At 43.2% G+C, this 26,022-nt stretch carries 25 protein-coding genes; 17 read left to right on the top strand and 8 right to left on the bottom strand.

From position 1 onward, the window contains the following. Positions 1 to 39: 39 nt before the first annotated feature. Positions 40 to 852, bottom strand: a complete 813-nt coding sequence (locus KUA49_RS07035) for a TPM domain-containing protein (RefSeq protein ID WP_318331682.1) — start codon at positions 850 to 852, stop codon at positions 40 to 42. A gap of 188 nt (positions 853 to 1,040) precedes the next feature. On the opposite strand from KUA49_RS07035, the gene KUA49_RS07030 reads away from it, so the two are divergent. The 3 genes from KUA49_RS07030 to KUA49_RS07020 all read left to right on the top strand — a co-directional run bounded on the left by KUA49_RS07030 (position 1,041) and on the right by KUA49_RS07020 (position 3,724). Continuing rightward, positions 1,041 to 1,325 carry an HU family DNA-binding protein gene (locus KUA49_RS07030; protein WP_203039826.1) on the top strand — a complete coding sequence of 95 codons (285 nt, stop codon included), beginning with the start codon at positions 1,041 to 1,043 and terminating at the stop codon, positions 1,323 to 1,325. A 299-nt stretch (positions 1,326 to 1,624) separates the two neighbouring features. Continuing rightward, positions 1,625 to 3,196: an Rne/Rng family ribonuclease gene (locus KUA49_RS07025; RefSeq protein WP_203049704.1), complete on the top strand. Its 1,572-nt coding sequence runs from the start codon at positions 1,625 to 1,627 to the stop codon at positions 3,194 to 3,196. Positions 3,197 to 3,406: 210 nt separating this feature from the next. Further along, a complete protein-coding gene (locus KUA49_RS07020) occupies positions 3,407 to 3,724 on the top strand; it encodes a heavy metal-binding domain-containing protein (RefSeq protein ID WP_117661912.1) in 318 nt (105 codons plus the stop codon). Between the two features lie 89 nt (positions 3,725 to 3,813). Here KUA49_RS07020 and KUA49_RS07015 read toward each other — a convergent pair whose 3' ends face one another. Continuing rightward, entirely contained in the window at positions 3,814 to 5,376 is a 1,563-nt protein-coding gene (locus KUA49_RS07015) for an ATP-binding protein (RefSeq protein ID WP_218413366.1), read from the bottom strand. A 280-nt stretch (positions 5,377 to 5,656) separates the two neighbouring features. Here KUA49_RS07015 and KUA49_RS07010 point away from each other — a divergent pair, with 280 nt between their 5' ends. From KUA49_RS07010 to KUA49_RS06995, 4 genes are all read left to right on the top strand, one after another. Next, positions 5,657 to 7,096 (top strand): AAA family ATPase, encoded by a 1,440-nt coding sequence (locus KUA49_RS07010; RefSeq protein ID WP_218413367.1) that lies wholly within the window; start codon positions 5,657 to 5,659, stop codon positions 7,094 to 7,096. Positions 7,097 to 7,246: 150 nt separating this feature from the next. Next, complete coding sequence (locus KUA49_RS07005) at positions 7,247 to 7,432, top strand: hypothetical protein (protein ID WP_203049708.1); 186 nt, start codon at positions 7,247 to 7,249, stop codon at positions 7,430 to 7,432. A gap of 350 nt (positions 7,433 to 7,782) precedes the next feature. Next, positions 7,783 to 9,486 (top strand): ISL3 family transposase, encoded by a 1,704-nt coding sequence (locus KUA49_RS07000; RefSeq protein ID WP_318331673.1) that lies wholly within the window; start codon positions 7,783 to 7,785, stop codon positions 9,484 to 9,486. 261 nt (positions 9,487 to 9,747) lie between these two features. Continuing rightward, a complete protein-coding gene (locus KUA49_RS06995) occupies positions 9,748 to 11,034 on the top strand; it encodes an IS1380 family transposase (RefSeq protein WP_118354577.1) in 1,287 nt (428 codons plus the stop codon). A gap of 448 nt (positions 11,035 to 11,482) precedes the next feature. Here KUA49_RS06995 and KUA49_RS06990 read toward each other — a convergent pair whose 3' ends face one another. The 3 genes from KUA49_RS06990 to KUA49_RS06980 form a co-directional block, all read right to left on the bottom strand. Further along, entirely contained in the window at positions 11,483 to 12,715 is a 1,233-nt protein-coding gene (locus tag KUA49_RS06990) for a suppressor of fused domain protein (RefSeq protein WP_218413593.1), read from the bottom strand. Between the two features lie 128 nt (positions 12,716 to 12,843). Continuing rightward, entirely contained in the window at positions 12,844 to 14,334 is a 1,491-nt protein-coding gene (locus KUA49_RS06985; RefSeq protein WP_218413594.1) for a type II toxin-antitoxin system HipA family toxin, read from the bottom strand. 6 nt (positions 14,335 to 14,340) lie between these two features. Then, positions 14,341 to 14,652 (bottom strand): helix-turn-helix domain-containing protein, encoded by a 312-nt coding sequence (locus tag KUA49_RS06980; RefSeq protein ID WP_218413595.1) that lies wholly within the window; start codon positions 14,650 to 14,652, stop codon positions 14,341 to 14,343. 904 nt (positions 14,653 to 15,556) lie between these two features. Here KUA49_RS06980 and KUA49_RS06975 point away from each other — a divergent pair. The 3 genes from KUA49_RS06975 to KUA49_RS06965 all read left to right on the top strand — a co-directional run bounded on the left by KUA49_RS06975 (position 15,557) and on the right by KUA49_RS06965 (position 18,423). Next, positions 15,557 to 16,789: a site-specific integrase gene (locus KUA49_RS06975; protein ID WP_318331681.1), complete on the top strand. Its 1,233-nt coding sequence runs from the start codon at positions 15,557 to 15,559 to the stop codon at positions 16,787 to 16,789. A 63-nt stretch (positions 16,790 to 16,852) separates the two neighbouring features. Beyond that, the gene (locus KUA49_RS06970; RefSeq protein ID WP_318331680.1) at positions 16,853 to 18,064 is read left to right on the top strand and encodes a site-specific integrase; all 1,212 of its coding nucleotides are present in this window, start codon (positions 16,853 to 16,855) and stop codon (positions 18,062 to 18,064) included. Then, positions 18,061 to 18,423, top strand: a complete 363-nt coding sequence (locus KUA49_RS06965; protein WP_218412759.1) for a hypothetical protein — start codon at positions 18,061 to 18,063, stop codon at positions 18,421 to 18,423. The genes KUA49_RS06970 and KUA49_RS06965 overlap by 4 nt, the downstream gene beginning before the upstream one ends. A gap of 765 nt (positions 18,424 to 19,188) precedes the next feature. Here the strand turns inward: KUA49_RS06965 and KUA49_RS06960 are convergent. Both KUA49_RS06960 and KUA49_RS06955 read right to left on the bottom strand, forming a co-directional pair. Next, complete coding sequence (locus tag KUA49_RS06960) at positions 19,189 to 19,497, bottom strand: helix-turn-helix domain-containing protein (protein WP_008628594.1); 309 nt, start codon at positions 19,495 to 19,497, stop codon at positions 19,189 to 19,191. Positions 19,498 to 19,579: 82 nt separating this feature from the next. Further along, positions 19,580 to 19,891 (bottom strand): helix-turn-helix domain-containing protein, encoded by a 312-nt coding sequence (locus KUA49_RS06955; protein ID WP_008628599.1) that lies wholly within the window; start codon positions 19,889 to 19,891, stop codon positions 19,580 to 19,582. A 397-nt stretch (positions 19,892 to 20,288) separates the two neighbouring features. Here KUA49_RS06955 and KUA49_RS06950 point away from each other — a divergent pair, with 397 nt between their 5' ends. The 5 genes from KUA49_RS06950 (at position 20,289) to KUA49_RS06930 (ending at position 23,975) form a co-directional block, all read left to right on the top strand. Continuing rightward, a complete protein-coding gene (locus KUA49_RS06950; RefSeq protein WP_218412758.1) occupies positions 20,289 to 20,768 on the top strand; it encodes a DUF3408 domain-containing protein in 480 nt (159 codons plus the stop codon). A 184-nt stretch (positions 20,769 to 20,952) separates the two neighbouring features. Further along, on the top strand, positions 20,953 to 21,366 hold the full coding sequence (locus tag KUA49_RS06945; RefSeq protein ID WP_218412757.1) for a plasmid mobilization protein: 414 nt from the start codon (positions 20,953 to 20,955) through the stop codon (positions 21,364 to 21,366). After that, positions 21,363 to 22,313: a relaxase/mobilization nuclease domain-containing protein gene (locus tag KUA49_RS06940; protein WP_218412756.1), complete on the top strand. Its 951-nt coding sequence runs from the start codon at positions 21,363 to 21,365 to the stop codon at positions 22,311 to 22,313. Before KUA49_RS06945 ends, KUA49_RS06940 begins: the two co-directional genes overlap by 4 nt. Before the next feature lie 35 nt (positions 22,314 to 22,348). After that, the gene (locus KUA49_RS06935) at positions 22,349 to 23,098 is read left to right on the top strand and encodes a hypothetical protein (protein WP_218412755.1); all 750 of its coding nucleotides are present in this window, start codon (positions 22,349 to 22,351) and stop codon (positions 23,096 to 23,098) included. A 127-nt stretch (positions 23,099 to 23,225) separates the two neighbouring features. Next, the gene (locus KUA49_RS06930) at positions 23,226 to 23,975 is read left to right on the top strand and encodes a ThiF family adenylyltransferase (RefSeq protein ID WP_153113406.1); all 750 of its coding nucleotides are present in this window, start codon (positions 23,226 to 23,228) and stop codon (positions 23,973 to 23,975) included. A gap of 24 nt (positions 23,976 to 23,999) precedes the next feature. On the opposite strand, the gene KUA49_RS06925 is transcribed toward KUA49_RS06930, so the two are convergent. Then, positions 24,000 to 24,761: a helix-turn-helix transcriptional regulator gene (locus KUA49_RS06925; RefSeq protein ID WP_218412754.1), complete on the bottom strand. Its 762-nt coding sequence runs from the start codon at positions 24,759 to 24,761 to the stop codon at positions 24,000 to 24,002. Between the two features lie 167 nt (positions 24,762 to 24,928). On the opposite strand from KUA49_RS06925, the gene KUA49_RS06920 reads away from it, so the two are divergent. Both KUA49_RS06920 and KUA49_RS06915 read left to right on the top strand, forming a co-directional pair. Further along, the gene (locus KUA49_RS06920; RefSeq protein ID WP_218412753.1) at positions 24,929 to 25,558 is read left to right on the top strand and encodes a hypothetical protein; all 630 of its coding nucleotides are present in this window, start codon (positions 24,929 to 24,931) and stop codon (positions 25,556 to 25,558) included. A 191-nt stretch (positions 25,559 to 25,749) separates the two neighbouring features. Continuing rightward, positions 25,750 to 25,938: a hypothetical protein gene (locus KUA49_RS06915; protein WP_218412752.1), complete on the top strand. Its 189-nt coding sequence runs from the start codon at positions 25,750 to 25,752 to the stop codon at positions 25,936 to 25,938. Positions 25,939 to 26,022 lie beyond the last annotated feature (84 nt).

Genomic DNA, 26,022 nt, shown 5'->3' with positions numbered 1-26,022 from the left:
GATTACCTGCGTAAACTATCAACTTTCAACTATAAACTATCACCAGCTTCCTCCGGATCCGCCGCCCGAGAAGCTACCGCCGCCGAAGGAACCGCCAGAGAAGCCGCCTCCTCCACCTCCGGAGAAGCCGCCTCCACCCATGAAGAACGGCGGCAACCAGTCGTCGTCATCATTTCTTCTTCTATTCTGGTTCCTACCCTTTCCCTTAGGTCTTGGCTTCAGCACACCCACCTGCTCCAGGATATATCTGACGAGGTAATAAATCGGAACTCCGAAGAAGAGAAGGAAGAGGATGATAACCAGCGCCCAGTCTTCTTCTCCATTCACCGTACCCTCGTCTACCGATTCTATTCCGGTACGTCCGCTCTTCACCTTATTATATATAGCACGGCTCACGGATGCCACAGCCTCGCCCGGATCATCCTCTCGCATGTATTTCACGATGCAGGCACGGGCAATGTCGTCGCAGTCAACATCCGTCAGCTCGCCTTCCAGTCCGCTACCCGGAGCAATGAAATACTTATGATCTTCCACTGCGATGACGATGACCAGTCCTCTTCGGCTCTTCTTATATCCGATGCCATACTTGTTGCCCACATCCTGCGCCATGCGGAAGGCATCCTGGTTCTCCACCTTGCCCACGATGATGAGGACGTTCTGCACCCCACACTCCAGTTTCAGCTTCTGCAGGTACAGGTTGGCAGAATCCTTCTGCGCCTTCCCCACCAATCCATCCGGATCGGAAACATACTGCGTGGAGTCTTTGAGGAACGGAATCGGCACATTCTGTGCGCTCCACTCCCTGCTGGCAGCCAGCGACAACACGCTGAAAGCCACTCCTATGAAAAGCAAAAAATATCTCTTAAAACCCATAATTTCCCTATTTTTGTGCAAAAATACATAATAAAAACCTAATATGCAAATACTTAGAGCATTTTTTTTCAAAAAAAAGCCCGAACTATTTTGTTATATCGCAAAAAACTTGTATCTTTGCACACCGATTTGAGATAATTAAAGTATAAAAGTAAATAAAAGAAGAAATGACCAAAGCAGATATCATTAACGAAGTAGCAATCGCTACGGGTATGCCAAAGAAAGAAGTAGGCATGGTAGTGGAGTCGTTCATGGAAGAGGTGAAGAAGAGCCTCATCCAGAACAAGGAGAACGTATACTTGCGTGGTTTCGGCAGCTTCAACATCAAGCACCGTGCAGCCAAGACCGCTCGTAACATCTCCAAGAACACAACCCTCACTATCCCAGCTCACGACCTTCCAAGCTTCAAGCCAGCAAAGAGCTTCGTAGAGGAGATGCAGAACGCTCAGTAATTGAGTAATCGCTGCAATAAAAGATAGCAATATCATTTTTAATAATAACAATATTTTTAAAATTTTAAAATCATGCCAAACGGAAAGAAAAAGAAGGGCCACAAGATGGCTACTCACAAGCGTAAAAAGAGATTACGTAAGAACAGACATAAGAGCAAGTAAGCTTTCGATTTAGAAGCTAACATTGCTCTCAGTCGGTTCGTCAGACTGAGGGGGCGTGTCATATCAACATGGTTTGGCATGCCCCTTTTTGTAAAGTGTAATTAGTAGAACTTTAAGTAAAAAGATTATTGAAGAGTATGACAAGCGAAGTTGTAATTGACGTCCAGCAGAAGGACATCTCTATCGCACTCATGGAGGACAAGCAGCTGGTGGAATACCAGAACGAACCCCGTGAGGCATCGTTCTCTGTGGGCAACATCTACATTGCAAAGGTTAAGAAACTGATGCCAGGACTTAACGCTTGCTTCGTGGATGTGGGTTATGAACGCGACGCCTTTCTTCATTATCTTGATCTAGGAAGTCATTTCAATTCCTACCAGAAGTATCTAAAACAAGTACAGAGCGACAGAAAGAAACTTTTCCCATTCTCTAAAGCCAGCAAAATGCCTGAATTGGAAAAGGACGGCAGCATTCAGAATGTCCTGAAAGTGGGACAGGAAGTGCTGGTGCAAATCGTTAAAGAACCAATCTCTACCAAGGGTCCTCGACTTACGGGCGAAATCTCTTTCGCAGGTCGATACCTGGTACTCATGCCATTCGGTGACAAAGTTTCTGTCTCGTCGAAAATCAAAAGCGGTGAAGAACGCTCCCGACTCAAGCAACTCATTCACAGCATCAAGCCAAAGAATTGCGGTGTCATTGTCCGCACTGTGGCTGAGGGTAAGCGTGTCGCAGAGCTCGATGCTGAGCTGAAAATCCTGGTGAAGCGATGGGAGGATGCTATCGCCAAGGTGCAGAAGACCCAGCAGCGCCCGCAAATCGCCTTCGAGGAGACCGGAAGAGCCGTCGCTCTCTTGCGTGACTTGTTTAACCCATCTTACGAGAACATCTTCGTCAACGACGAAGGTGTGATGAACGAGGTGAAGGACTATGTTTCTCTAATAGCCCCTGAAAAGGCGGGCATAGTCAAGCTCTACACCGGAAAGGTGCCTATCTTCGACAACTTCAGCATCACCAAGCAGATTAAGGCTGGTTTTGGAAGAGTTGTCAACTACAAGCACGGTGCGTATCTCATCATTGAGCATACCGAAGCCCTGCATGTGGTGGATGTGAACAGCGGCAACCGCACTCGTGAGAAAGGTCAGGAAGCGAATGCTCTCGACGTGAACCTCGGCGCTGCCGATGAATTGGCCCGACAGTTGCGACTCCGTGATATGGGAGGCATCATCGTGGTGGATTTCATCGACATGAATCTTGCCGAAGACCGACAGCTGCTCTATGAGCGCATGTGCAAGAACATGCAGAAGGACCGTGCCAAGCACAACATCCTGCCATTGAGCAAGTTCGGACTGATGCAGATTACCCGCCAGCGTGTGCGCCCAGCGATGGACGTGAACGTAGAGGAGACCTGCCCTACCTGCTTCGGCACGGGCAAAATCAAGTCGAGCATCCTCTTCACCGACCAGTTGGAAAGAAAGATCGACCGCCTAGTCAACAAGATTGGCGTCAAGAAGTTCACTTTGTATGTGAATCCTTACGTGGCTGCCTTCATCAACAAGGGCTTCGTTTCCCTGAAGCGCAGATGGCAGTTTAAATACGGATTCGGCTTCAATGTAATTCCTTCGCAGAAGCTGGCGTTCCTCCAGTATGAATTCTACGACAAGGACAACCAGTATCTGGATATGCAGGAAGAGCAGGAGACAAAGTAATTTTTTAATTCTCAGCAAAAAGCTCCATTCGCAATTTTATGTGCGAATGGAGCTTTTTTTGCTTCTTGTGCTTCTTTTTTGTTGCTTTTTACATATTTTTTGTTTTTTTCTGCAACCTTTTGCTGTATTTTATCGTCTAAGCTATAAAATAACATGTATAGTTACATAAATAAATAGTATAGATAACATAAAAAAGAAAGGAAAAAGATTATGATTTTGAGTACAACTCCAACCATAGAAGGCCACCCTATCCGTGAATATCGTGGCGTAGTGACCGGCGAAACCATCATTGGTACCAACTTTGTGAAGGATTTCTTTGCCAGTGTCCGTGATGTGATAGGTGGAAGAAGCGGTTCTTACGAAAGCACCCTCCGCCAGGCCAAGGATACTGCCCTGAGAGAGATGGCCGACCGTGCCGCATCCCTGGGCTGCAACGCCATCGTGGGCATCGACCTGGATTACGAAACCGTGGGCAACAGCGGCTCCATGCTGATGGTTACGTGCAGCGGAACGGCAGTGATTATATAAGATAATTAACTGAATGACATTACTTTACAGAGTTAATGAGAGTTGGTGACCTTCATCAGATGAAGGTCACCAACTTTCTTCTATATCATTTATTCTATCACCCAATCCTCTATACTTCGCTGGTTTTCAGAGAAGTTAATACCTACTTTCACAACCTTCCGCCCATCATCGGCAAAAGCCTTGGCATAGTCCTTGTGGCTGATTTGTGCCATGGCGATGTCGGCAGACTTCTTATATTTTAACTCAAAGATAAAGATACTCTTATCCGTCTTGAGCACAAGGTCTATTCTTCCATCAGAAGTGGTATGCTCCACCTTCACATCTTCGCCAAGCATGGTGAAGATGGTGAATATCACGGCTTGATAGTGACGCTCATTATTGTTGATAATCGTATATGGGAACTTATCATAGAATGCCTTCAAGTGAGGCATAAAGGCTCCCATGTCGTCATTGACGAGCACATTCTTGGCATAAGCATACACAATGGCATCATATCTGTTCATGTCTTGTGCAGTATAATACCTGACGAGACTATCAGAAAAGCCTTGTCTTACTTCTAGATTTGGGAAACAGAGATGATACAATTTTCCTCTTCGCTCATATCCTTTAATGGTAAGGTAGCCACTTTGGAAAAGAACCGGAATAGGATCAGTGAGTCTTTCCGTAGGTGTATCAAAACGTGATGCCTGTATCCACAAATCATCCAGATTGAGCATGTCCAAATTTTTCCGCTGCAACAACTCTACCAGGAACGTAGGCGTACCAGATGTAAACCAATAGCTATTAAACTCCTTATCATCCAATGCATTGATGATGCTGTAAGGATTGAAGATATCCTCGCTATTAATACTGAAATGGTAGCCATCATAATGCTGCTTGAGTTGCTCTAAGGTCTCCTCATAAGTAAGCCCATTATGCTCAGCCATCTCCTCGATACCCTCACGGAAATACTGAGTCAATTCACTCTTGGTGATACCACAACAGCTACTGTATTCATCCTTCAACGTGAGAATCTTGAGATTGTTCAACTCGCTAAAGATGCTGAGCTGACTAAACTTAGAGATGCCTGTGATGAATACAAAGCGAATGTTTCCCTCTTGCTGCTTCAAGGGGCTGAAGAAATCCCGCATGATGTTGCGGATGGTTTTCTGCAAGTCTTCGTCACTTACAGAATCATGCATCGGGGCATCATACTCATCGATGAGAACGACAACCTGTTTACCGGTTTGAGCCGTGGCAGCCAGCAAAATATCCCTAAAGCGAGCCCCAAAGCCTTCACGCTCAGATTCAGGAACTTCTATTCCATATTTCTGCTCTTCAACTTTAAGAATATTATTTAATATGATTTTAGCGTTCTCCAAACTATAATACTTACCGCAGCTCAAATCCAAATGGATGACAGGATATGCCGTCCACTCCTTCTCCATCTGTTCGATAGCAAGTCCCTTGAACAGCTCTTTCTTACCTTCAAAGTAAGCCTTGAGAGTAGATACAAACAAGGATTTTCCGAATCGACGTGGGCGACTCAGAAAATGAAACTTGGCATAATGAGCCAACTGATAAACGATAGCCGTCTTGTCAGCATAGAAGTAATTCCCCTTCACGATTTCGGAGAACGTTTGTATTCCCAAAGGATATCTCTTTGAAGCCATAATCTTACTCTTTATAATCTAGATACAAAGATACGGATAATATTTCAGAAAACAAGCGTTTTTCTGATTATTAACAATATATCACTGTAAAAATAGAACCGAAATTCAACAAAACATACTTGAAATGGGGCGGTAACTGCCTTAAAAAACGAGTTACCGCCCCAGTTCAGGCATATTTTTATCTAAAATCCCTTGCGGAATTCAAATAAAAACATTATCTTTGTAGCCAAATATCAGAGCCTTAGGGCTAATTGTTATCATAAAATAAGACTTTACCATTATGCTACAAAAAATAATAGGACGCAAGGAAGAACAGAAAACGCTGCAGGATTGCTATGAATCCAACAAACCGGAATTCGTAGCAGTCTATGGAAGACGACGCATCGGCAAGACTTTCCTAGTGAAACAATTCTTCAAAGAAAAGTTTGACTTCTATTTTACAGGAGCTTATCAGGCTACCAAGAAAGATCAGCTCTTTAACTTCAAGATGACCCTGGAGTCATACTCAGGCGTCAAGCGAAAGACCCCTCAGTCATGGCTGGAAGCATTCTTCCAGCTAAAAGACTATCTGGCTTCTCTCGGTGACAGACGAAAAGTGGTCTTCATCGATGAGCTTCCTTGGTTCGACACCCCACGCTCCAACTTCATCAGTGCTATCGAACTCTTCTGGAACCAATGGGCTTCAGACCAGAACCTCATGCTCGTGGTATGCGGTTCAGCCACCTCATGGATGGTCAACAAACTGCTGGGAGACAAGGGAGGACTGCACAACCGGGTAACCCGCAGCATCTATCTTGCACCTTTCTCATTAGGTGAAACTGAGGAATTTCTGCAGAACAATCATATCGTATTCAACCGCCATCAGACTGTAGAATGCTATATGATGCTAGGTGGCACGCCTTACTATCTAAACATGCTCAAACCCCATTTAAGCCTGGCACAAAACATCAACAAGCTGTTTTTCGAGGAGAACGGCGAACTGAGAAGAGAGTTCGACTTCCTATTCCGTTCGCTTTTCAAGGATAGCAGAAACTATCGTAAAGTAGTGGAGATACTTTCTCAAAAGGCAAAGGGCTTGACCCGACAGGACATCATCCGCGAATGCAAAATTCCTGACAATGGCGGACTATCAGAGGTATTGGATGATCTCTGCAACTGCGATTTCATCCGCCGCTACTACCCCATCAACAAGAAGCAGCGAGATGCAGTATATCAGCTCACCGACCTCTTCTCCCTGTTCCACCTGCGCTACATCAAGAACTCCACTGGCATGGACGAAACTTTCTGGACCGACACCATTGATTCGCCAAGTCATCGTGCCTGGTGCGGCTATGCTTTCGAGCAGGTATGCCTGCATCATATCAGGCAAATCAAGCGTGCCCTAGGCATTGAGGGGGTTCAGTCATCCATCTGCTCATGGTCGGCACCTGCCAGCGTGGATTCTGAGGGAAAGAAGCGAGAAGGCGCCCAGATAGATTTGGTAATCGACCGACGAGACCAGACCATCAACCTATGCGAAATGAAGTTTTCGATGAAGCCCTTCGAGATTACTCCTTCCTATCTGGAACACATCATCTATCGCCGTGAGTTGTTCAGAGAAACCACTGGTACCAGCAAGGCTCTGCACCTCACCTTCGTTACGACTTACGGAGTGGCAAGAAATGCCCAATACGGCATGATACAGAGCGAGATTACAATGGATGATTTGTTTAAGCAATAAGTGATTCCATTTCATCTTATTGATTATCAATTAAATAATGTGGTGACCTTCATCAGATGAACCCCACCAACTCCTGTTCAAGGTGGTGACATACATCTGATGAAGATCACAGAAATATACAAACATCAAAATAATTAGGAGGATATGAATATGGCAAGACCAATAAGAGAAACTCCAATTCTGGTGGGTAAAGACGCAGAACGCTTCGTTAAAGAAATGAAGCGAGTGGAAAGCTTGACTCCAGAGCAGAGAAGAGCTAATCGAGAGAAACTGCATGCAGAAGTCGAAGAAATCAACAAAAAGTGGAATTTAACATATAACGCACTTTTAGGATGAATATTTATCGTTTTGATTCAGATACAGAATATAAACTTGATTCTTTCGACTGCGGTGACTCCGACTTAAACGACTAAAAAAATGCTGTAATCTTTACATTAGCATATTTTGAGAATAAACGTATTATACAAAAACGACCCGCACATTTGAGCATCGTTGAGAGGCTTGGCGGGTTCTCGCACTGCAAAGATACAAATAATTATTAATAATACAAGGTTCTTCTCAAATTTTAGTACAAAGCCCCAATTTTTATATGAAGGAGCAATATTTTTGAGAAAGTTTAATATAAAAAATTAGCGATTGTCTCCAAAAATATGTAAGTTTAAAGTGATCATAAAATATGACTTACAATGGATACAATCGCTAACAGATGCAAAATTATAAAAAAGATAAGGAACAACCAAATAAAATCCGATATAAATGCTTCTATGGCCGGAGAAAAACTTCTTATGGACATTTTTCCTGCCATAGATGGCTTTTTTATCACAAGTTGTGACTTCTCTTCCACGGAACTCAAAATGGTTCTCGTGAGTACGGCTACCCATGCCTTCTGCGACCGTTGTGGCCAGAAAACCACTCATACCCGTGGCTGGCAAAAGAGAACGGTCACGATGTGTCCTTTAGGGTGTAAACGGTTTGTTCTCACCCTTTACATGCGCCGTTTTTACTGCCAGTCTGATAAACATATATTTGTAGAGCAACAGACGAAGTGGCTAAACAAATATGCAAGATTCAGTGTAAGATGCATAGAGTTGATGAACCAGCTTCATATACATATGTCATCTGTGTCGACCTCCAAGGTCATGAGAAAGATGGGAATCACCTGCTGTCCAAATACTTGCATAAATCATTTGAAAAAGATCCAAAGACTTCCAGACAGGACTGCCAGGAATATAGGCATAGATGACTTTGCCAAGAGAAAGGGACATACCTATGGCAGTGTTATCGTAGACCATGACACAGGCGAGATTTTGGAACTGATAGACTCTAGAGATTCTTCGATTGTGGCAAATGTCTTGAAACAATACAAGAAAGTCGATACTATCACTCGTGATAGGGGACGATGCTTCATTAAGGCTATCAAGCAAGGAGCCCCATCAGCACATGCTATCACAGACAAATTCCATGTCATTGAAGACTTGACGAGCGCAGTCTTTCCAAAGATTCTGCAGGAGTTTTTGCATAAGAGAATGGAGTTGCTGACTCAAGGTCTAGTTGGTCCCATTAAGCCACAAATAAGTAGAGGTTGGCTTTATACCAGCATATATGCAGTCTTGGAATCGATGTGCAAGGATACAAGAAGAATCAAGAAAATGGCTGAATGGAACACTTTCATGGATCTTTATGCAAGGCAAGGACTGACTTTGAGTGAAATCCATGACAAAACAGGGTTTGATGGATTTAAGATGGGAAAGCTAAGGAACACCAAATATGAGGACTTGCTCAACCCAACGCAACTAAGGGCTTACAAAGCCATAGAATCTATTACAAACAGGATTCTCTGTAAAAAGTCATTGGATTACTCTGTGGTTACCAAGGGGTTACATTCTACAGAGAAGAAAGAAATACTGAAAAGACTTCTTTTTCTACTGAGAGAAAAATGGAAGGAAGACTGGAAGGCATACGATGATGCCTACAAGGCATTTCTTGCAAAGGCAACTATCAGGAGCGAAGAGTATGACCTTTGGAATTCAATAGTTCACTTCAACTGGAAAACCAAGACTGATACAGTCAGATTGTTTCTGCAGGACTTGCATATTACCGATTTAGCCTATTATATAACAACATTTCAAGGCATTTTGAGCGGAGAGGTCAAAATGAACTTGTACAAATGGATTAACATGGTCATAGGATGTGGTAATGAGAAAATGGAAAAGTTTGCCAAAGGACTGATTAAGGACTATTCCGCCATCAATAATTCTATTGCTAGCAAATTGAACAATGGAATCCTTGAAGGTTCGGTCAACAAGATAAAGACCGCAAAGCGAATTATGGGTGGAAGAGCATCGATTTCTCTTTTGCAGATAAAGGTCTCCTCAAACTTAGATACATAAATGTACCAAAATTTGAGAAGAACCTAATACAAACTTTTGAGCAAGAAAAAAACAGCCAACCTTCAATAACATTTGAAAGTTGGCTGTTTTTCATTTATAATATATCCTGCAAGTTTTTACTTTACCCTAAATTCCGCAGCATTTTAGTTTAACTTATTTTATAAGTACCTGAGCAACAAAAAGTTGCTCAGGATTTTGCCATGTCAGATTTTTCACCTATCTTAGTGTTGCAAATCAAAATATGTATCAAACCCGACAGACATGGCAAAGGTAGCAATAAAATCTGAGAAACTCTCTCCTTTTGGAGGAATTTTTTCAATAATGGAGCAATTTGACTCCAATCTCTCATCTGTAATCGACTCAACCCTCGGTATGAGATGTAGGCTGTATGGTTATCAATACAGCGAAATCATCCGTTCGCTTATGAGCGTTTATTTCTGTGGCGGCTCATGCATAGAGGATGTCACCACTCATCTGATGTATCACCTCTCGCTTCATCCGACACTTCGCACATGCAGTGCCGACACGATTCTCAGAGCCATAAAGGAACTGACCCAGGATAACATTTCCTACACATCCGACACTGGCAAGACCTACGACTTCAACACGGCAGACATGCTGAATACACTGCTCCTCAATTGCCTATTGTCCACAGGGCAGCTGAAAGAGGGCGAGGGGTATGACGTTGACTTCGACCACCAGTTCATAGAGGCTGAGAAGTTTGATGCGAAACCCACATACAAGAAGTTTCTCGGGTACCGTCCAGGTGTGGCTGTCATTGGCGACATGATTGTCGGCATAGAGAACAGCGACGGCAACACTAACGTTCGTTTCCACCAGAAGGACACGTTGAGGAGATTCTTTGAGAGGATTGAACAGAAAGGATTGACAGTCAATCGTTTCAGGGCAGATTGCGGATCCTGCTCAGAGGAAATTGTGGAAGAGGTCGGAAAGCATTGCATGACTTTCTATATCCGCGCCAACCGCTGCGGTTCGCTCTACGATGACATCTTTGCACTCAGAGGGTGGAAGAGAGAGGAACTGGGCGGCATTGAGTTTGAACTGAACTCCATTCTTGTTGAGAAATGGAAAGGGAGGGCATACCGTCTTGTAATCCAAAGGCAGAAGCGAATTGACGGTGAGATTGACCTGTGGGAAGGCGAATACACCTACCGCTGCATCCTTACAAATGACTACGAGTCTTCCGAGAAAGAGATTGTCAAATTCTATAACCTCCGTGGAGGGAAGGAACGCATCTTCGATGAAATGAATAACGGATTCGGCTGGAACAGGCTTCCAAAATCCTTCATGGGAGAAAACACGGTGTTTCTTCTGCTTACGGCACTCATACGCAACTTCTATAAATTCATCATGGCGAGGCTTGACGTGAAGAGGTTCGGACTCAAAGCAACAAGCCGCATCAAGGCGTTTGTCTTCAAGTTCATCTCTGTGCCAGCCAAATGGGTCAGGACATCAAGGCAGTATGTGCTGAATATCTATTCATGCAACAACGCTTATGCTGATGTGTTCCAGAATGACTTTGGATGACACCGACAACTTATGGTCGTGATTTTGCGTATTGCCTCAAGTCGCATGGTGGGGTAAGGGGATTTAATGCGTCTTTGTGGCGATTTTTGCTGCGTTGCACCCTCTTTTGCCACAGTGTCGCTACCTTTTTGACCTCTGTGTCATCTTATGAGGGCGGTTGCGGATTTGAGGTTTACTAATCTCTTTTTTCCATTCTGGATTACTACGCCCTTATAACTACCTCCTACTCTCTGCCCGTTCATATTATAAACAGGACAATTGCTTACATTAGAATCCATCGTAACATTATTGATTCCAGTAGAAGAAGCAACGATTTGTAGGCAAGTTACAGGCAAGTTACAATTATGCCCATATCGGAATGTATCTCATATAGCATGGAGCTGTATCTATATTTACGAAATCCAGACAGGCAAATAGCGACACACGAGTTGACCCTTGGTAAACGTTGTTATTTTTTTTCTCGATAATCAAAGCGGCTTAAAGCATAGTCCAGCCAATGCTCACGGTCGGCATGAATATGGTCTAACAGCATATCGGTAGGAGATTCACAATCTTCATCCTCGGCACATTTTATCTTGTATTCCAATTCTTCGTGAGTTAGTGGAAAAACTTGGAAGAAATCTACAGTCTTACCAACCGTCAAAGGGCAAGACGTGAAGTTGTCAATGTCGGGTTGTGGTGCCAACAGGACAGCTGCAGAATATGGAACGCCCTCTGCAAAGAGTTCTACCTCTTCTTGCCCTAAAGAATGTCCCCAACCCATCCAACTGTCGCTATAGATAGGCATACGAGCAAAATCTTTCAAGAGACGAATAGGCCAGAAATTCCGTTCGTCTTCCGATGCTTCCTCTGACAGATTCCAGTCAGCAGGAAGATACATCAATAACTCCACACGTTCAGCAATTAGGGATTCATATCTTAATGTATCAGGCACGTTCATGCGATGCGCTCCCACGCCCATTGTACACAAAGTATAATAATTGCGTTCTTCAGTAGGAGGAATGATAGCAATGTCCACGTGAATATCAGGAGAGACTATCTCGTGAAGGACAAGTTCGTAATTGCCGAAAATGTTCTCAATGAAATTGGATATTTCATCGACTTCTGTTTCTGAATAGAACTCAGGCATCTTCGTGTTGGAAGCTTTGGCATCCAAGGCATTCCGCCACATGTCCAAAGCTGTTTGCTGCGCTTTTTCCATATCGTTTGTCCACATAAACAATAGCCCATACTCTGATTTTTTGTTCATTCCTACAACCAAGCAATTGTGGTAAAAGCAGATACGGTCCACTTCTTCCCAGGTTGGCGACTCCAACCGGACATACCTTTTCCCCTCCTCGACGCTCATTGTATTTTGCGGCCCTTCGAATGTAAGCATCGGAAAAGTACCTTCCTTATACAAGGAGTAAACTTTGTTGACTGTCCAAATGTATCTTACATAGTAGATAAGCAGGACTATCAAGCAGATGGTGGATTTTTCAGGATGGTCTAAAGCCACCAATCCGATGGCTCCTATGACAAGGATGGCAATAATGATCCTCATAGGAAGAGTTTCATTCAAAAGCAAGTCCTTGAATGCACACCATAAGAATGTACTTCTGCTTTTGGCAAAAGTAAGTCGTATATCCTCTGTCTCTTTATGAATAGAGGGTGGTAGGTTCTTTATTGTATAACGTTTCATACGCAGTATTGTTAGATGTTATTTTTATCTGCCATAATCTCCTATTATTTATCTATCATTATAATGATATTTAGCCCTTATATCAGCCTTTATCTTCAATATATTGACATTTATATCAGGCAGCGATACTATCTCAGCAGATATTTCGCAACCAAATCCATGAGCATCGATTTAGAAAGATTTGACAATCCCGTCTCTTGAATCGTAGCATATTCGGGCTTGTTCTTTCCGATAATAAACTTACATTCTCGCCCATCTATGCTTGCATACAAATGGAAGTTGCCTTTGTAAGCCTGCTCTATACGAACATCTGTACAGCTTTTGCCATCTATCTCAAAAGCAGCCAAATTGTTGTCCTTATCCTCCAATCCCCATGATACAAGATGAGCATTGATAGCTGACTCTATAGAACTGATCCACCTGTCTTGAACGGCATGCCGCTTGGCAATTTCACGGAATTGCCGCAGTGAATCAGCCACTTCCCTAATGATAACATCAGCACGACGAATACCATTGTCCTTGGCAAACTGAATGGCATCATCGTAAGAAATATGATGCAGCTTAGACCTTACATACATACAATGACCCGTATTGGGTAAATAGCCTCCTGTATCTATAATATAAGTAAGATCGTAGGCTGGCGACAAACGCCAAAGACCCGCCTCGTCCATCACAAAAGAGAAATTCTTTGTATGATCATCCGTATTGTTGGAAAGGACATTGAACACAAGTCTGCGAAATACTTCCTGACAATCAGTCTCCGGCAAATGTAATTTTCTACAGATAGCCACAAGTCCCTCATAGCTATCGGTTTCCGGAGAAATCGCAGCAAGGGTCTGTGTATGCAATTTCCGCTCACCATCACGGTCGAAACGCTTCGTCATGAAATTCCTGTTTCCATCAATCTCATATAGCCTGGATGGCATCATATCTATTCCCGACTTGATGGCCATCTCATAGTAGGTCATCTCTATCTCAGCAGAACTGTATTTTGTGTCTCCAAATTTCAATATGTAATAATCATAATCCTGCAGCCCAGCCACCTGACCACTTCGTATTTCCCCCGTATCTTTATTGATGGCAATGATAGCCTTAGGTTGCCGTCCACCAGCCGATGTTCCCACCGTAAGCAAGGACTGCATAGTGATAGATTCCTCTGGCATGATGTGGGCATTTTCACGCTCGATGAATATGCGCTCTGCCAAATCGGCCAACGACTTGACATCTATCATTTCAGCCTTATCCGTCTTTGCCACCTCTGGTAAGAATTCCAATGCACCCATGCCTCGCTTACCGATAAAAGAAAGTTTATCCAACGGAGTTATATCAGCATTTGGAATATGATTTTGAATTCGCCAAAGCTCGAAAAGCTGATTACCCCAAGCATCCGGCAACGAATCAGCCAAAAAAGCAGGAAGTTTTTGGTACATTCTGGCTTCCTCTCCCCACACTGGTATCATCGCACGGATACCATGCACAGGAGCTTGAAGAGGAGAAACTTCGATTCCCTTCTTCAAAAACTCAGGATTATATGTGAAGTACGATAGCCTGCGGCGATTGTCCCATGCCAAGCGACCGATTTCTTCGTCCCAAAGCATTACTCTCAACGTATTTACCATAGCCCATTATTGTTTAGTATGACGAATTCTCTGTGCCTTCTTCTCATCCCTTCTCATCAGATACGGGGAAGGGGGCAGCTCTGGAAGCACATCATCGATGGCATCAATCTGCCCTACCACCTTCAGCAAGAGGAGAAAAGTGGCTAGCGAAAGATTACCCGCTGTGCCATTCTCAAACTTATGGATGGTGGTCAAGCCAAGCCCCGTAAGCTCGGCAACCTCTTTCTGGGTGAGATTGCATCGCAATCTGTATTCCTTGAATCTTACTCCCAGCAAACGTACTAACTCCGGAGTAGAATATTCATATAAATCTGCCATAATCTTCTATTATTTATCTATCATTATAATGATATTTATCCCTTATATCAGCCTTTATCTTCAATATACTGATATTTATGGTTGCAAAAATAATAAAAAGAAATCAAACTAGCAAGCTTTCAAAAGATTATTTTCTATCTTTCTGTTTTTTTCTGGAAAATGGCAGGAGGTAACTTCGATAGATTCCCCCAAAATATATTGAAAAACATAGACTATCCCATCTTTTCCTTTCACTTACAACTATCTGATTATCAATATATATAGTTTGGTGACCTTCATCTGATGAACCCCACCAACTTTTCCTCTTACTTTGCTGAAAGTGATTACTGATTACGATTACAGTTCCATTTTCCGAACGATGTATGAGGGGTTATATGGGGAGGTATATTATATATATATCTATATAAATATATATATATAATATACCCTTCTTTAAAAGCTCCCTTCACACCTGATAAGACAACTAGCGGAAAATGGAACTGTAATCGTAATCAGTAATCAGTAATCGTAATAAGCTGTCAGTAAGCACACTATGAGTTCGTACAAGAGAAGCTATGAGTTCGTACAAGAGAAACTATGTTTTCACGTTACCAAAACTATGAGTTTGTTTTTTTAACATAAAGCTCTAAAGCAGCCAAAGGAGAATAAGAGAGGTTGGAACGTAAACAGTTGGGAATGAGCAGATTTGCACAAAGTTGCCAAATCGGCATAAAGCAAGCGAGTGAGGAATATTGAAGTAGTTCAGTTACTAAATCGTGAGCCACAGTTACCTATGCAAAGCAGGTAACAATACGGAAAGGCAACTTTGTGCATCAACGGAGTTTATTGCGCTGATTCTCAATGTTTTGCGTATCAAGGAACGCTTACAAAATGATTATATTTGCACACTCAAAATGTAAGCGTTATGAAAATCGAAAAATTCAAGGTGTTGCTCTACCTAAAAAAGAGCGGATTGGACAAGAATGGAAAAGCTCCCATCATGGGACGCATCACGGTGAACAGGACTATGGCGCAGTTCTCCTGCAAGTTGTCTTGCACTCCATCGCTTTGGAATCCTCGTGCCAGCCGATTGGAGGGCAAGAGCAAGGAAGCCGTGGAGACCAACAAGGACATCGAGCAGTTGTTGCTTTCCATCCAAAAGGCTTTCGATGTGCTTGTGGAAAAGAGAACGGACTTCGAGGCTAAGGATGTCAAGGAGGCCTTGCAGGGCAGCGTCAAGACACAGACCACCCTTCTCTCCTTCGTGGACGAGCATATCAGTGAACTCAGCACCCATGAGGGCATCGATATGTCGAAGAGCAGTGTCTGTACTTACAGAAAGATTCGCAAGAATCTCGCTGAGTTCATCGGGGAGAAGTATAGGTTGACTGATTTGGCTTTCGGACAGCTGACCGAGCCTTTCATCAGTGACTTTCACCATTACCTGCTTGACGAGAAAGGCTTTTCATCAGGAACCATCACCATCTATGTGTCGCTCTTCAAGAAGATGTGCCGCATCGCCTTTGAGCGAGGCTTGTGCAGGAACCTGCTGTTCGCCCATTATCGGGTTGGCACTCCAAAGGTTACGACACCCAAGGCTCTCAGCATGTCTGATTTCATAAAAATCCGTGATGTGGAACTGCCCGAAGACAAGCCGAGACTATCCGTTAGCCGTGACCTGTTTCTTTTCGCCTGCTATGCAGGAACAGCCTTCATAGACACCGTTTCCATCACGAAAGCCAATGTCAAGGTGTTGGAGGATGGCGACAAATGGCTCGTCTATAACCGCAAGAAGACCGGAACACTTGCCAGGGTGAAACTCCTGCCCGAGGCATTGGAGCTGATGGCGAAATACGAGGACGGGGCAAGAGATACCCTTTTCCCATTGCTGAGCACGAATCGTGTTCGTATCGATCTCATCACCATCTGCAAGTTGGCGGAAACGAGCAAGACCTATTCCTACCATTCGGGAAGACACTCGTTCGCCAGCCTCATTACGCTGGAGGCTGGTGTGCCGATGGAGACCATCTGCAAGATGCTCGGTCACAAGGATGTGAAGATGACGCAGCGGTATGCGAGAGTGACCCAAAAGAAGCTGTTCGAGGACATGGACAAGTTCATCGCTGCAACCGAGAAGGACTTTATTCTCGCATTATGAACAAGGCTTTCAACTTTTCTTTTTACAGTTCAACCACATTATTATATTATAAGGACAACAACTATGAGCAGAAGTACATTTTCAATTTTGCCTTACATCAACAGACAGAAGGTGAAGGCAGACGGAACAGCCAACATACTTTGCCGCATCACCGTTGACGGCAAAAGTGCAGCCATTTCCACAGGCATATCCTGTACCCCACAGGAGTGGAACGCCAAGAAGGGAGAGGTACGGAACGCAAGGGACAACGGACGATTGGCAAGTTTCCTTGCTGAGGTCAAGGATAAATACAACTCACTTCTTTCCACCAACGGCATCATCACCGTGGAAATGCTGAAGGCAGTGTTGAAGGACAAGGACACGACAGGAAGGTTCTTGCTGAACTTTGGTGATACCATCGTAGAATGGTATCGAACCGCAAAAGCCAGACAAACCTTTCTGCACAAGCGGACATGGCAGAAGAACCTGAGAGACTTTGTCCATTCGTTGGATAAGGACGACATCGCCTTTGAGGACATAGACGAGAATTTCGGGGAGGAATACAAACTATTCCTGAAACGAGACCAGGGACGTATCGACAGCTACGTGAACCATTGCCTTCTCTGGCTGAACATGTTGATGTACAAGGCAGTGGACAGGAGCATTATCCGCTTCAATCCCATAGTCAAGATAGGGTATGAGAAGAAGGCAGCCCCGAAGATGACCCATATCAGCAAGGCAGACTTCATCAAGATGCTCTCTACCCCGATGGCTGACGAGCGAACGGAGCTTGCACGCAGATGTTTCATTTTTGCCTCGCTCACCTCCTTATCCTATATAGATGTAAAGAAACTGTACCCTCGCCATATCAGTGAGAACTCCGAGGGTAGGAAGTTCATCCGCAAGGAAAGAGAGAAGACAGGCGTGGAGTTCTTCGTGCCACTCCATCCGATAGCCGAGAAGATTCTTTCGCTCTACAATACCACGGACGACAGCAAGCCTGTTTTTCCACTGGGTGAGAAGAAAGACATCTATCTTGATGTGCATACCCTTGGAATGGTGCTTGGCATAAGTAATAAGTTGGGATTCCACGCCAGCCGCCATACATTCGGAGTCTTGATGCTCAACGAGGACATTCCCATCGGCAGCATAGCCAAGATGATGGGACACGCAGACATCACAAGCACACAGGTCTATGCGCAGGTGACGGAGCAGAAGATTTCAAATGACATGGATAAGCTTATTGCCAAGCGGGAAAGGAACAGATTATCGAACGAAAAAACTATTGGAAAATGAACAGAGGAGTTATAACTATCAGCGAGAGCGGAACGGTATCCATGCCGACCGATACTGTATGGATGACCATGCAGGAGATTGCCGACATGTATAATGTATTCGGCTGCTATGTGCGCAAGGCTGTCAAGGCTATATTCAAGGATGGCATCCAGAAAGAGCAGGGTGTACGCCGTCATGTCAGGAAGAACGACCGCATCAGCTATGATGTGTATAGTCTTGAACTCGTCATTGCGGTAGCCTTCCGTATTGACAGCATTGAGAGCAGAGCCTTCCGGGAGTTCATCATGCAAGCCATCATCAAAAAGCAGACCAACCGCCCGAAGTTGGTCTGCCTGTGGTCGAAGAATATAATGGTGTAGCAATTACATTTTTCATCAATGATCTCTATTCCTTGAAAACCAATATTTATTAAAATTTTATAAAGGTTTTAAATTCATTTGCTTTATTCAATTTATTTCTCTAAAATTGCAGTGTCAAACAAATAATGAACTAAAATGAGACTTTTGGATTTTTATATAATATGGAGAGGAGATATGCTATTTGCAACAGTTGTTCCTATAGCATATTTCCTATTGTACCTAAAAAACAAACAAGTGACATTTGTCTTTTTGAAATTTGTAATGGCATTTGTGATATGTTTGTACTGGGCAACATACGCTTGTACTTTTTTTTATTCATATTATGATGTTATAGGATGGTTTAAAATACTTATAATACCTGTTTTTTCCATTTATAGTGGATTTGTACTTCACCTTTTAAAATCGAAGAAGAAAAAGGTGTTTTTTCTTATCTCCATAGTCTATATAATATTTTGGTGCATGTTAATATTTTGGCATTGCATGAGTAGTATGTAATGCCAAAGAATGAAGAGAGATGATTCCTAATTGTATAGGAATCCTTCAAGCAACGTTCCTTGGAGGCTTTGCGCCTCCAGCCACTTGGGCGAACCACCGCAGTGTGTTTTAGCATGGTATTAGATTTTATACAGACCATACGGAGAACACTCGGCAAACACGACCAACTCGGTATAGCCAATAAAACGAGGCGACAACCTATAACAGCCACACTCGGTAAGTTATACGTTGTCGCCTTGTTCATTTCACACACTCATCAAGGACATTCTCCTACACCCCTTTCATTCTGTACGCTTCACGATAGTTAGCCATCAGAATCTTCTGAATGTCGGACTCGCGGTAGAGTATCTTTCCGCCAAGCTGGATATACGGGATGACACCGTTGTTTCGGTAGTCCTGCAGGGTTCTTCGGCTCAGTTGCAGCCTGGCACAAAGCTCCTTGTCCGTCATGAAGCGCTCACCGCCAAGCATGGGGCGGTAGTTCATCACGGCACGTTCAAAATTGTCAACCATTCGGTTGAGGTGGTTCACGATGTGGTTCATCCACTCGCTGTTTCTTGTCATTACTTCATTGCTCATAGTTGTCTCGTTTTATTGTTGATACTTACGTTACTCGGTTTACTTGCTGCATTGGATAAAGTGGCTGTTGTATATTGACAGCCTAACCTGTGCGCTTGCGAAAGCGCATGTCCTTTTTCCTGTCCTCCACTACTGCTACGATAGCCATCACGTCCTCCGGCTTGTAGTAGGTCTTGTGGCTGATTTGCGTATAAGCCAAAGTTCCGTTGTCCCGAAGCGTCTGCACTGTCCGTGGGCAGATGTTGAGCGTCTGACACACGTCCTGCGTGTCGAGCCACTTGTTCATGGTCTTGTCCTCACTGCGCTCACGGATTCTGTCCATGCGCTTCACGAAGTTCTCCAACTGGGCATCAAGATAGTTGAATGCCTCTTCCTCGAATACGATGAATCCCATACTTTTCTTTTTTCTAAGTTAATACTATGTTGTATGTCGCAAAGCTCCACGCATATGCTGTGCTCCACGTTTGTGAGTGCAAAGATAAGGCACGGCAATCTAAAAACAAGCGTTTTCAATTTCTGTGGCAGTATGTTGCCGGGGTTTGCCGACTTCAACGCCAAAAACAACAAGAAAAACTTGCACGACTGCAACGAATACATGAACAATGATGAGTTGAGAAATACGTAGAAGTTCTCACAACTATCTCGGTATGCAAATAAGCAAGCCACAACTAAATTGCCACGTTACACCCAATCAGTTGCATGGCTGCACTCAGTACACTTACTTTGCACCCGACAATCGGTCAATGGTGCAAACCGTGACCACTATACTAACAAATAAAACAGCATAAGCTATGGCAAGAACAAAAGAAACGAAAATGTCTCCTGAACAGCAGGAGAAAATGACACAGGAGGTGGTGGCTTCGCTTCAATCATCCACTTATGGTAAAGACTATGCCCAAGAACATAGCTCTTTCTTTGAAGAGGTGGAGAACTCCGATTTAGAAGTTGTGACAGAGAATGTGGCTGCAACAACCTCCTGTATGGAGGACGAGCAAACGAACGAAGCTCAATCGCCACCGAATCCGCAGAAGCGCATCAGTGGCAAGCAGCGCAAGGCAACACTGGAGGAGTATCAGCAAACCTTCCTCCAAGTTCCAAGGATTGACGACCGCAAGCCAGTCTTCGTCAGTTCCGATGTACGAGACCGTCTTGATCGTGTCGTCCGCATCCTCGGAGGAAGGCGCATGAGCGTATCGGGCATCATCGAGAACATCGTGCGCCACCACCTAAGCCTTTATGAAGAGGACTTCGAGGCTTGGCGCAAATTGTGAGAATTAAGGTCTGTGACCTTGGACGTGGATAGATGAAAGGCTGTAGTTCCAACTAACGTGTTCTGAGAGGGAGCGAGGTTATGTTTTGGGAATCCTAAAACGCCTCGCTCCACCATGAGGGCGGAGGAATTTTGCTCCCGACGGTCGCAGAAAGTGAGTGTACCAACTGTAAACAGTATATCGAATGACAAACGTACAGGAACAAGACAAGAGAAAGGGCGGGAGACCGCCCACAGGCAGGGTTCGCAAACTGTCGAAGTCTGTCACGGTGAAGTTCTCAAAGCCAAGCTACGAGGCTTTGAGGCTGAGGGCGAGGAAAGCCAACCGCAAGTTGGCGGAGTACATCCGTGAGTCCGCCTTGAACGGCGAGGTGGTCTGCGGACACAACACGGAGGCGGTTGCCATTGCCAAGAACCTTATCGGCATGGCAAATAACCTCAACCAACTTACCAAGCTGTCGCATCAGAGAGGTTTCCACGAAACCCATGTATTTGTGGTGGACTTGTTGAGGAGATTGAAAGCCATCCTTGGCGAGTATCGCCAAGCAAGTCCAAAATCGAAGCCATGCGGAATGAGCAGAAAGGAGGATACCACATGATAGGCAAGCTAAAGAAAGGCTGCTCATTTGTTGGCTGCATCCGCTATGTGACAGGCAAGGACGAGGCGAAAATCATCGCCTCGGATGGAGTGTTACTCGGCACGAATGCCGAGATAGTACAAAGTTTTGAGCTGCAAAGACAGCTAAATCCAAGGATTAAGAAGCCTGTGGGACACATTGCACTCAGTTTCAAGCCCGAGGACAAGCCACGTTTGACGGATGATTTCATGGCTAAGATAGCCCTTGAATACATGCAGATGATGGGGATAAAAGATACTCAATTCATCATCGTAAGGCATCACAACACCGACAATCCACATTGTCATATTGTGTATAACCGCATCAATAACGAGGGCAAGCTCATATCAGACAGGAATGATTACAGGCGTAATGAGCAAGTGACCAAGGCTCTAAAATCCAAATATGGACTGACTTATGGAACGGATAAGAGCAAGACTAACACTCACAAATTACGCAATGCGGAACGTGCCAAATACGAGATTCACAATGCCGTCAAGGATGCCTTGAAAGTCACAGGTAGTTGGCAGAAGTTCAAGAATGAACTTGCAAAACGAGGTGTTCACTTAGAGTTTGTCTATAAGGATAAGGAGCGAACCAAGGTTCAAGGCATCCGATTCTGTAAGGACGGATATAGCTTCAAGGGTACGCAGATTAGCCGAGGCTATAGCTTTGGCAAGCTGAATGCAAGGTTTGAGGGAATGGAGAACCATGTATCACCAAAATCCAACTCTACTCTGCAATACGAGCAAGGCTATCACAAGAGCAACCATGAGCCATCCATGTCGGATAGCAGCCAAGACCTTTGGGACGGCATTTCTTCCATTGGACTTTTTGCTTCTGCCAACGCTCAGACCTTTGAGTCTTTCCCAGAGGACGAATCAGTCAAGAAGAAAAAGAAGAAACGCAGAAGAGGCTTTAGCCTTTGATGCAAGTTACAAACCATTCAAACAACAAAAGAAATATGAAAGAAGAACTATTGGAAGCCATCTACGGCACAGTTGAGAGATTGGAGCAGAAAGTCGATGAACTTTCTGCCTCCACAAAGAACGCTGGAGCGGAAACCGTTCCTGCAAGTAATGACATAACCAAGTTGGATAAGTCAATCAATGCGATGTTTATCAAAGAAGAGGAAGTCAGAGGTAAAATATCCAAATTAAGAGATGCCATTGTCGTTTTTGCAGACCTTATTAAGGTTGAACTTGGCAAAAATGAGCAGCGAAGCAAGTTCTTGGTTGATGCAGTCAAGCAGATGATACAAGGGAATGATGTTTCCTCAAAGGCATTGCAAGATAAACTTGAAGTGATGAACAAATCACCTCAAAAGAAGGTTGTAACCCATCGCTTCGAGCCAACCTCAAAGAATGTTCTTCTTTTCACAGGTGGCTTGGCTCTATCTCTTGTCCTCTCCATTTGGGGCAATCTCACCCAATGGCGAGAGCACCAAGATTGGGAGGAGGCAGACTTGAAGTATAGGGCATTGAAGATGGTGCTTCCATCCGATGACCCGAATGTTAGTTACATCGAAAAGCATTTTTCTGTTTGTCGAAATGAGAATGTTATTGATGATGTAAGAAATCGAGTTGCTGCTTATGAAGATTCAGTATGTCGATACCGTGAAATGGTTGAAACTGCAAAATATAAGGATAGTATTGCCAATAAATTATTGCTTGAATCAAAAGAAATTAGAAGAATGATGGAAAAATCAAAATAGGAACATCATTATTTAGTTAATCTTTGTTTATGTTGGGTGTTATAATCCAAATATTACCCTTTTGTGTAGTGGATGTTTGAAAAAACAAATCTACTTTTGCACAGTAAAAATTTAAAGTATCATCAAAATGGAAAAAATGTATAGTAGAAATCGAATTTACATCAAGCCAGATGAACAGGAAAAAATTAAGCATTTTCGTGTTCTTTTGGGGGGTGCTGGCTTAGGAAGTGTCATTGCGGAATGTGCATTACGCTTAGGGTTTGAAACTATCACTATCATTGATGGTGATAAGGTGGAGAAAAGCAACTTAAACCGTCAGAACTATCGGTTGGAGGATGTTGGAAACTATAAGGCAGAGAGCCTCGCCAAGAGATTACTTTCCATTAATCCACAAGCGAAAATCACGGTCATCAATAAGTTTGTTGACCATGATAATGTAGAGGGATTGATAGAGGGACATGATGTTGCCATCAATGCCTTGGACTTCAAGAGCGACATTCCGTTTGTCTTTGACAAGATTTGTTCAGAAAAGAATATTTATGTCCTTCACCCTTACAATTTTGGCTGGGCAGGTTTTCTAACAGTAGTGGATCCTGATGGAAAACCTCTGGAAAGTCTTTCGGACAAGCCTTTAGGCTTTGAGTTGAAAGTTGCAGAATATGTTCTTGGCTACCAAGCATTTTGGATGCAACCCCAAGAATGGCTTGACAAGGTGGTCAAGCAATATCAAAGAGAGGAAGGTGCAATTCCTCCTCCTCAGTTGTCTGTTGCTTCATGGATTACAGCAGGTTTGTGTACGCAAGCTCTGTTTAATATTGCAACAGGCAAAGAGGTGAAACGATTTCCAAAATTCTATTTTTCATCCTTGCTTCAATAGTGAAGCAGGGATGGATGAGGGAAATCACAGTAGTTTATAGATGGTGGCAAAAGTAAGTGCTTCTGTGATGTTCTTGGTTCCAATTTTCTCAAATAAAGTTCTTCTATAGAATTTGATGGAATCAATGGACTTACACATCTTGTCCGCAATCTCATTCATAGTGAGTCCTTGCGAGCACAAAGTGAGCACTTGCTTTTCCTCCTCTTTCAATTGTATCATTTCCTTTTCTCTCCACTTGTGGAAATCCAAGTCGTATTTCCAATACTTCTGTGAACCCTCAATATGAAACTCTATATGGCCTGGTGTGGATTGCGAAGAAAGAGAAACAATGCACATTGCAATCCATATTCTACCATCTTCCGTAAGCAAAATTGGAGTTAACTTGTGATTGATAAGTACTTTTCTGTTACCATCGAGCATGATATGGAAATCGTATGAGATATAGCATTTGTGTTTGTCTTCTGGTGCAATCTTTGTTTCAAAGAACTTAAAGCCATTGCTATTGATTTCCACCAACATCTGTTGCTCTTTTTCTGGTACATGCTCCGAATAGAAAGCATACCCCATCTCTTTCATTTCTTTTGCAGTATGTCCGCAAAGAAATAAAGGATTCTCTGATACATACAGGAATCCTTTCTTGTAATAATCGATAAGATACACACTTTGGTATAGAGAGCGTGATATTGCTTCTGTCGTGTGGATGAGTACATCCAACTTCTTATATTGCTCTTCATTGATAGCTCCAACAGAGTTAGCTGCAATGAAATAATCTTCTTCGTTTGCCATCTTGTTTTTATTATTTTGCTGCAAAAGTACTAAAAAATATTGATTTTACATCATTTTGTTACCCAAAAGGGTAAAGTTTTAATATAAAGTAACAGCATTACCCAAAAGTGTAGCCGTTTGTTTTGAAAAACGGGGTAGTTTTGCAACAGAAATATAAACATATAAAAATGGAAAAATTAATTGCAACATTTGAAGATTACTCTATCTTCAAGGCTGATGCCAAGTGCATCAATGAACTCTCTCAATTCATCGTGGTGGAGAATTATAAGCATCACGTAGGTACTGTTGAGGCATCTCAGCTAGCTGACGATATAGCCGATGTCACAAAAGAAGAATTGGAACTATATGGCGATAACACCTATATTTATATAGCTAGAGATAACCAAGGAAAAATGTTAGGCTCCATTCGCGTCTTTCTTTGGAATCGCCAATCAGAATTACCATTGGAGAAAATATATGGCATCAATCCATTAGAAGCCATACATTCTGATGTAAAGTTCAACTATTGGCATGTAGGTCGTTTTGCGATAGATTCAACTTCTGGGATATCCACGTTCACATTGTTCAAAAGACTAATGGCTTTGGCTGTTCAGCCTATAGTTGGGGATAGTGATAGCTATATGATAGCAGAAATAGACAGTAAACTCTTGAAGGTTATGAACGCATTAGGATTTGTAACGAATCAATTAGGTGATTCTATTTACTACTTGACTTCAGAAACAGTTCCTATTTCTTCTAGCAAACAAGGTATAATGGGCTTTTACTCCAAATATGGATGCCTATGCGGAGTAGCTTGATTACACAAAGGGGTAAAAATAATCGTTAAACGTTATTTATTACCCAAAAGTGTAAAGACTTTATGCAAAAGAGTTGGTAATTTTGCACCATCGAAAGAAAATAATAGAGTCGACAATATTATATATCCTGACCAAAACAGGCTAAAAGGAGCAAGTACCGAATGGCTAATAGTAAAATGTAGGTAAAAAAAATGAGAACAACTATGGAGAAACTTGATTTATTCAAGGGAATGACATTGAGTGATGAGGAAATAGTCGTCATTCATGGAGGAATTTCTATTGCTGAAGAAGGCGGAATCATTTGTGGAGGAGGCTGTAACGGCGATGATGGTGGAGGTTGTGGCATTGCTTGCAGTAATGACAAATTTATCACCAAGTAAAAAGTCTTCAAAAATTTCACACAAAGATATTTTTGTAGATTTTATAATTTTAAAAAGGATATGCGTAACGCATATCCTTTCTAA

This window comes from Segatella copri, from assembly GCF_019249655.2.
Classification (GTDB): Bacteria; Bacteroidota; Bacteroidia; order Bacteroidales; family Bacteroidaceae; genus Prevotella.
Note: the sequence above shows the minus strand (reverse complement) of the source record. Positions and strands in the feature narration are given on the sequence as shown.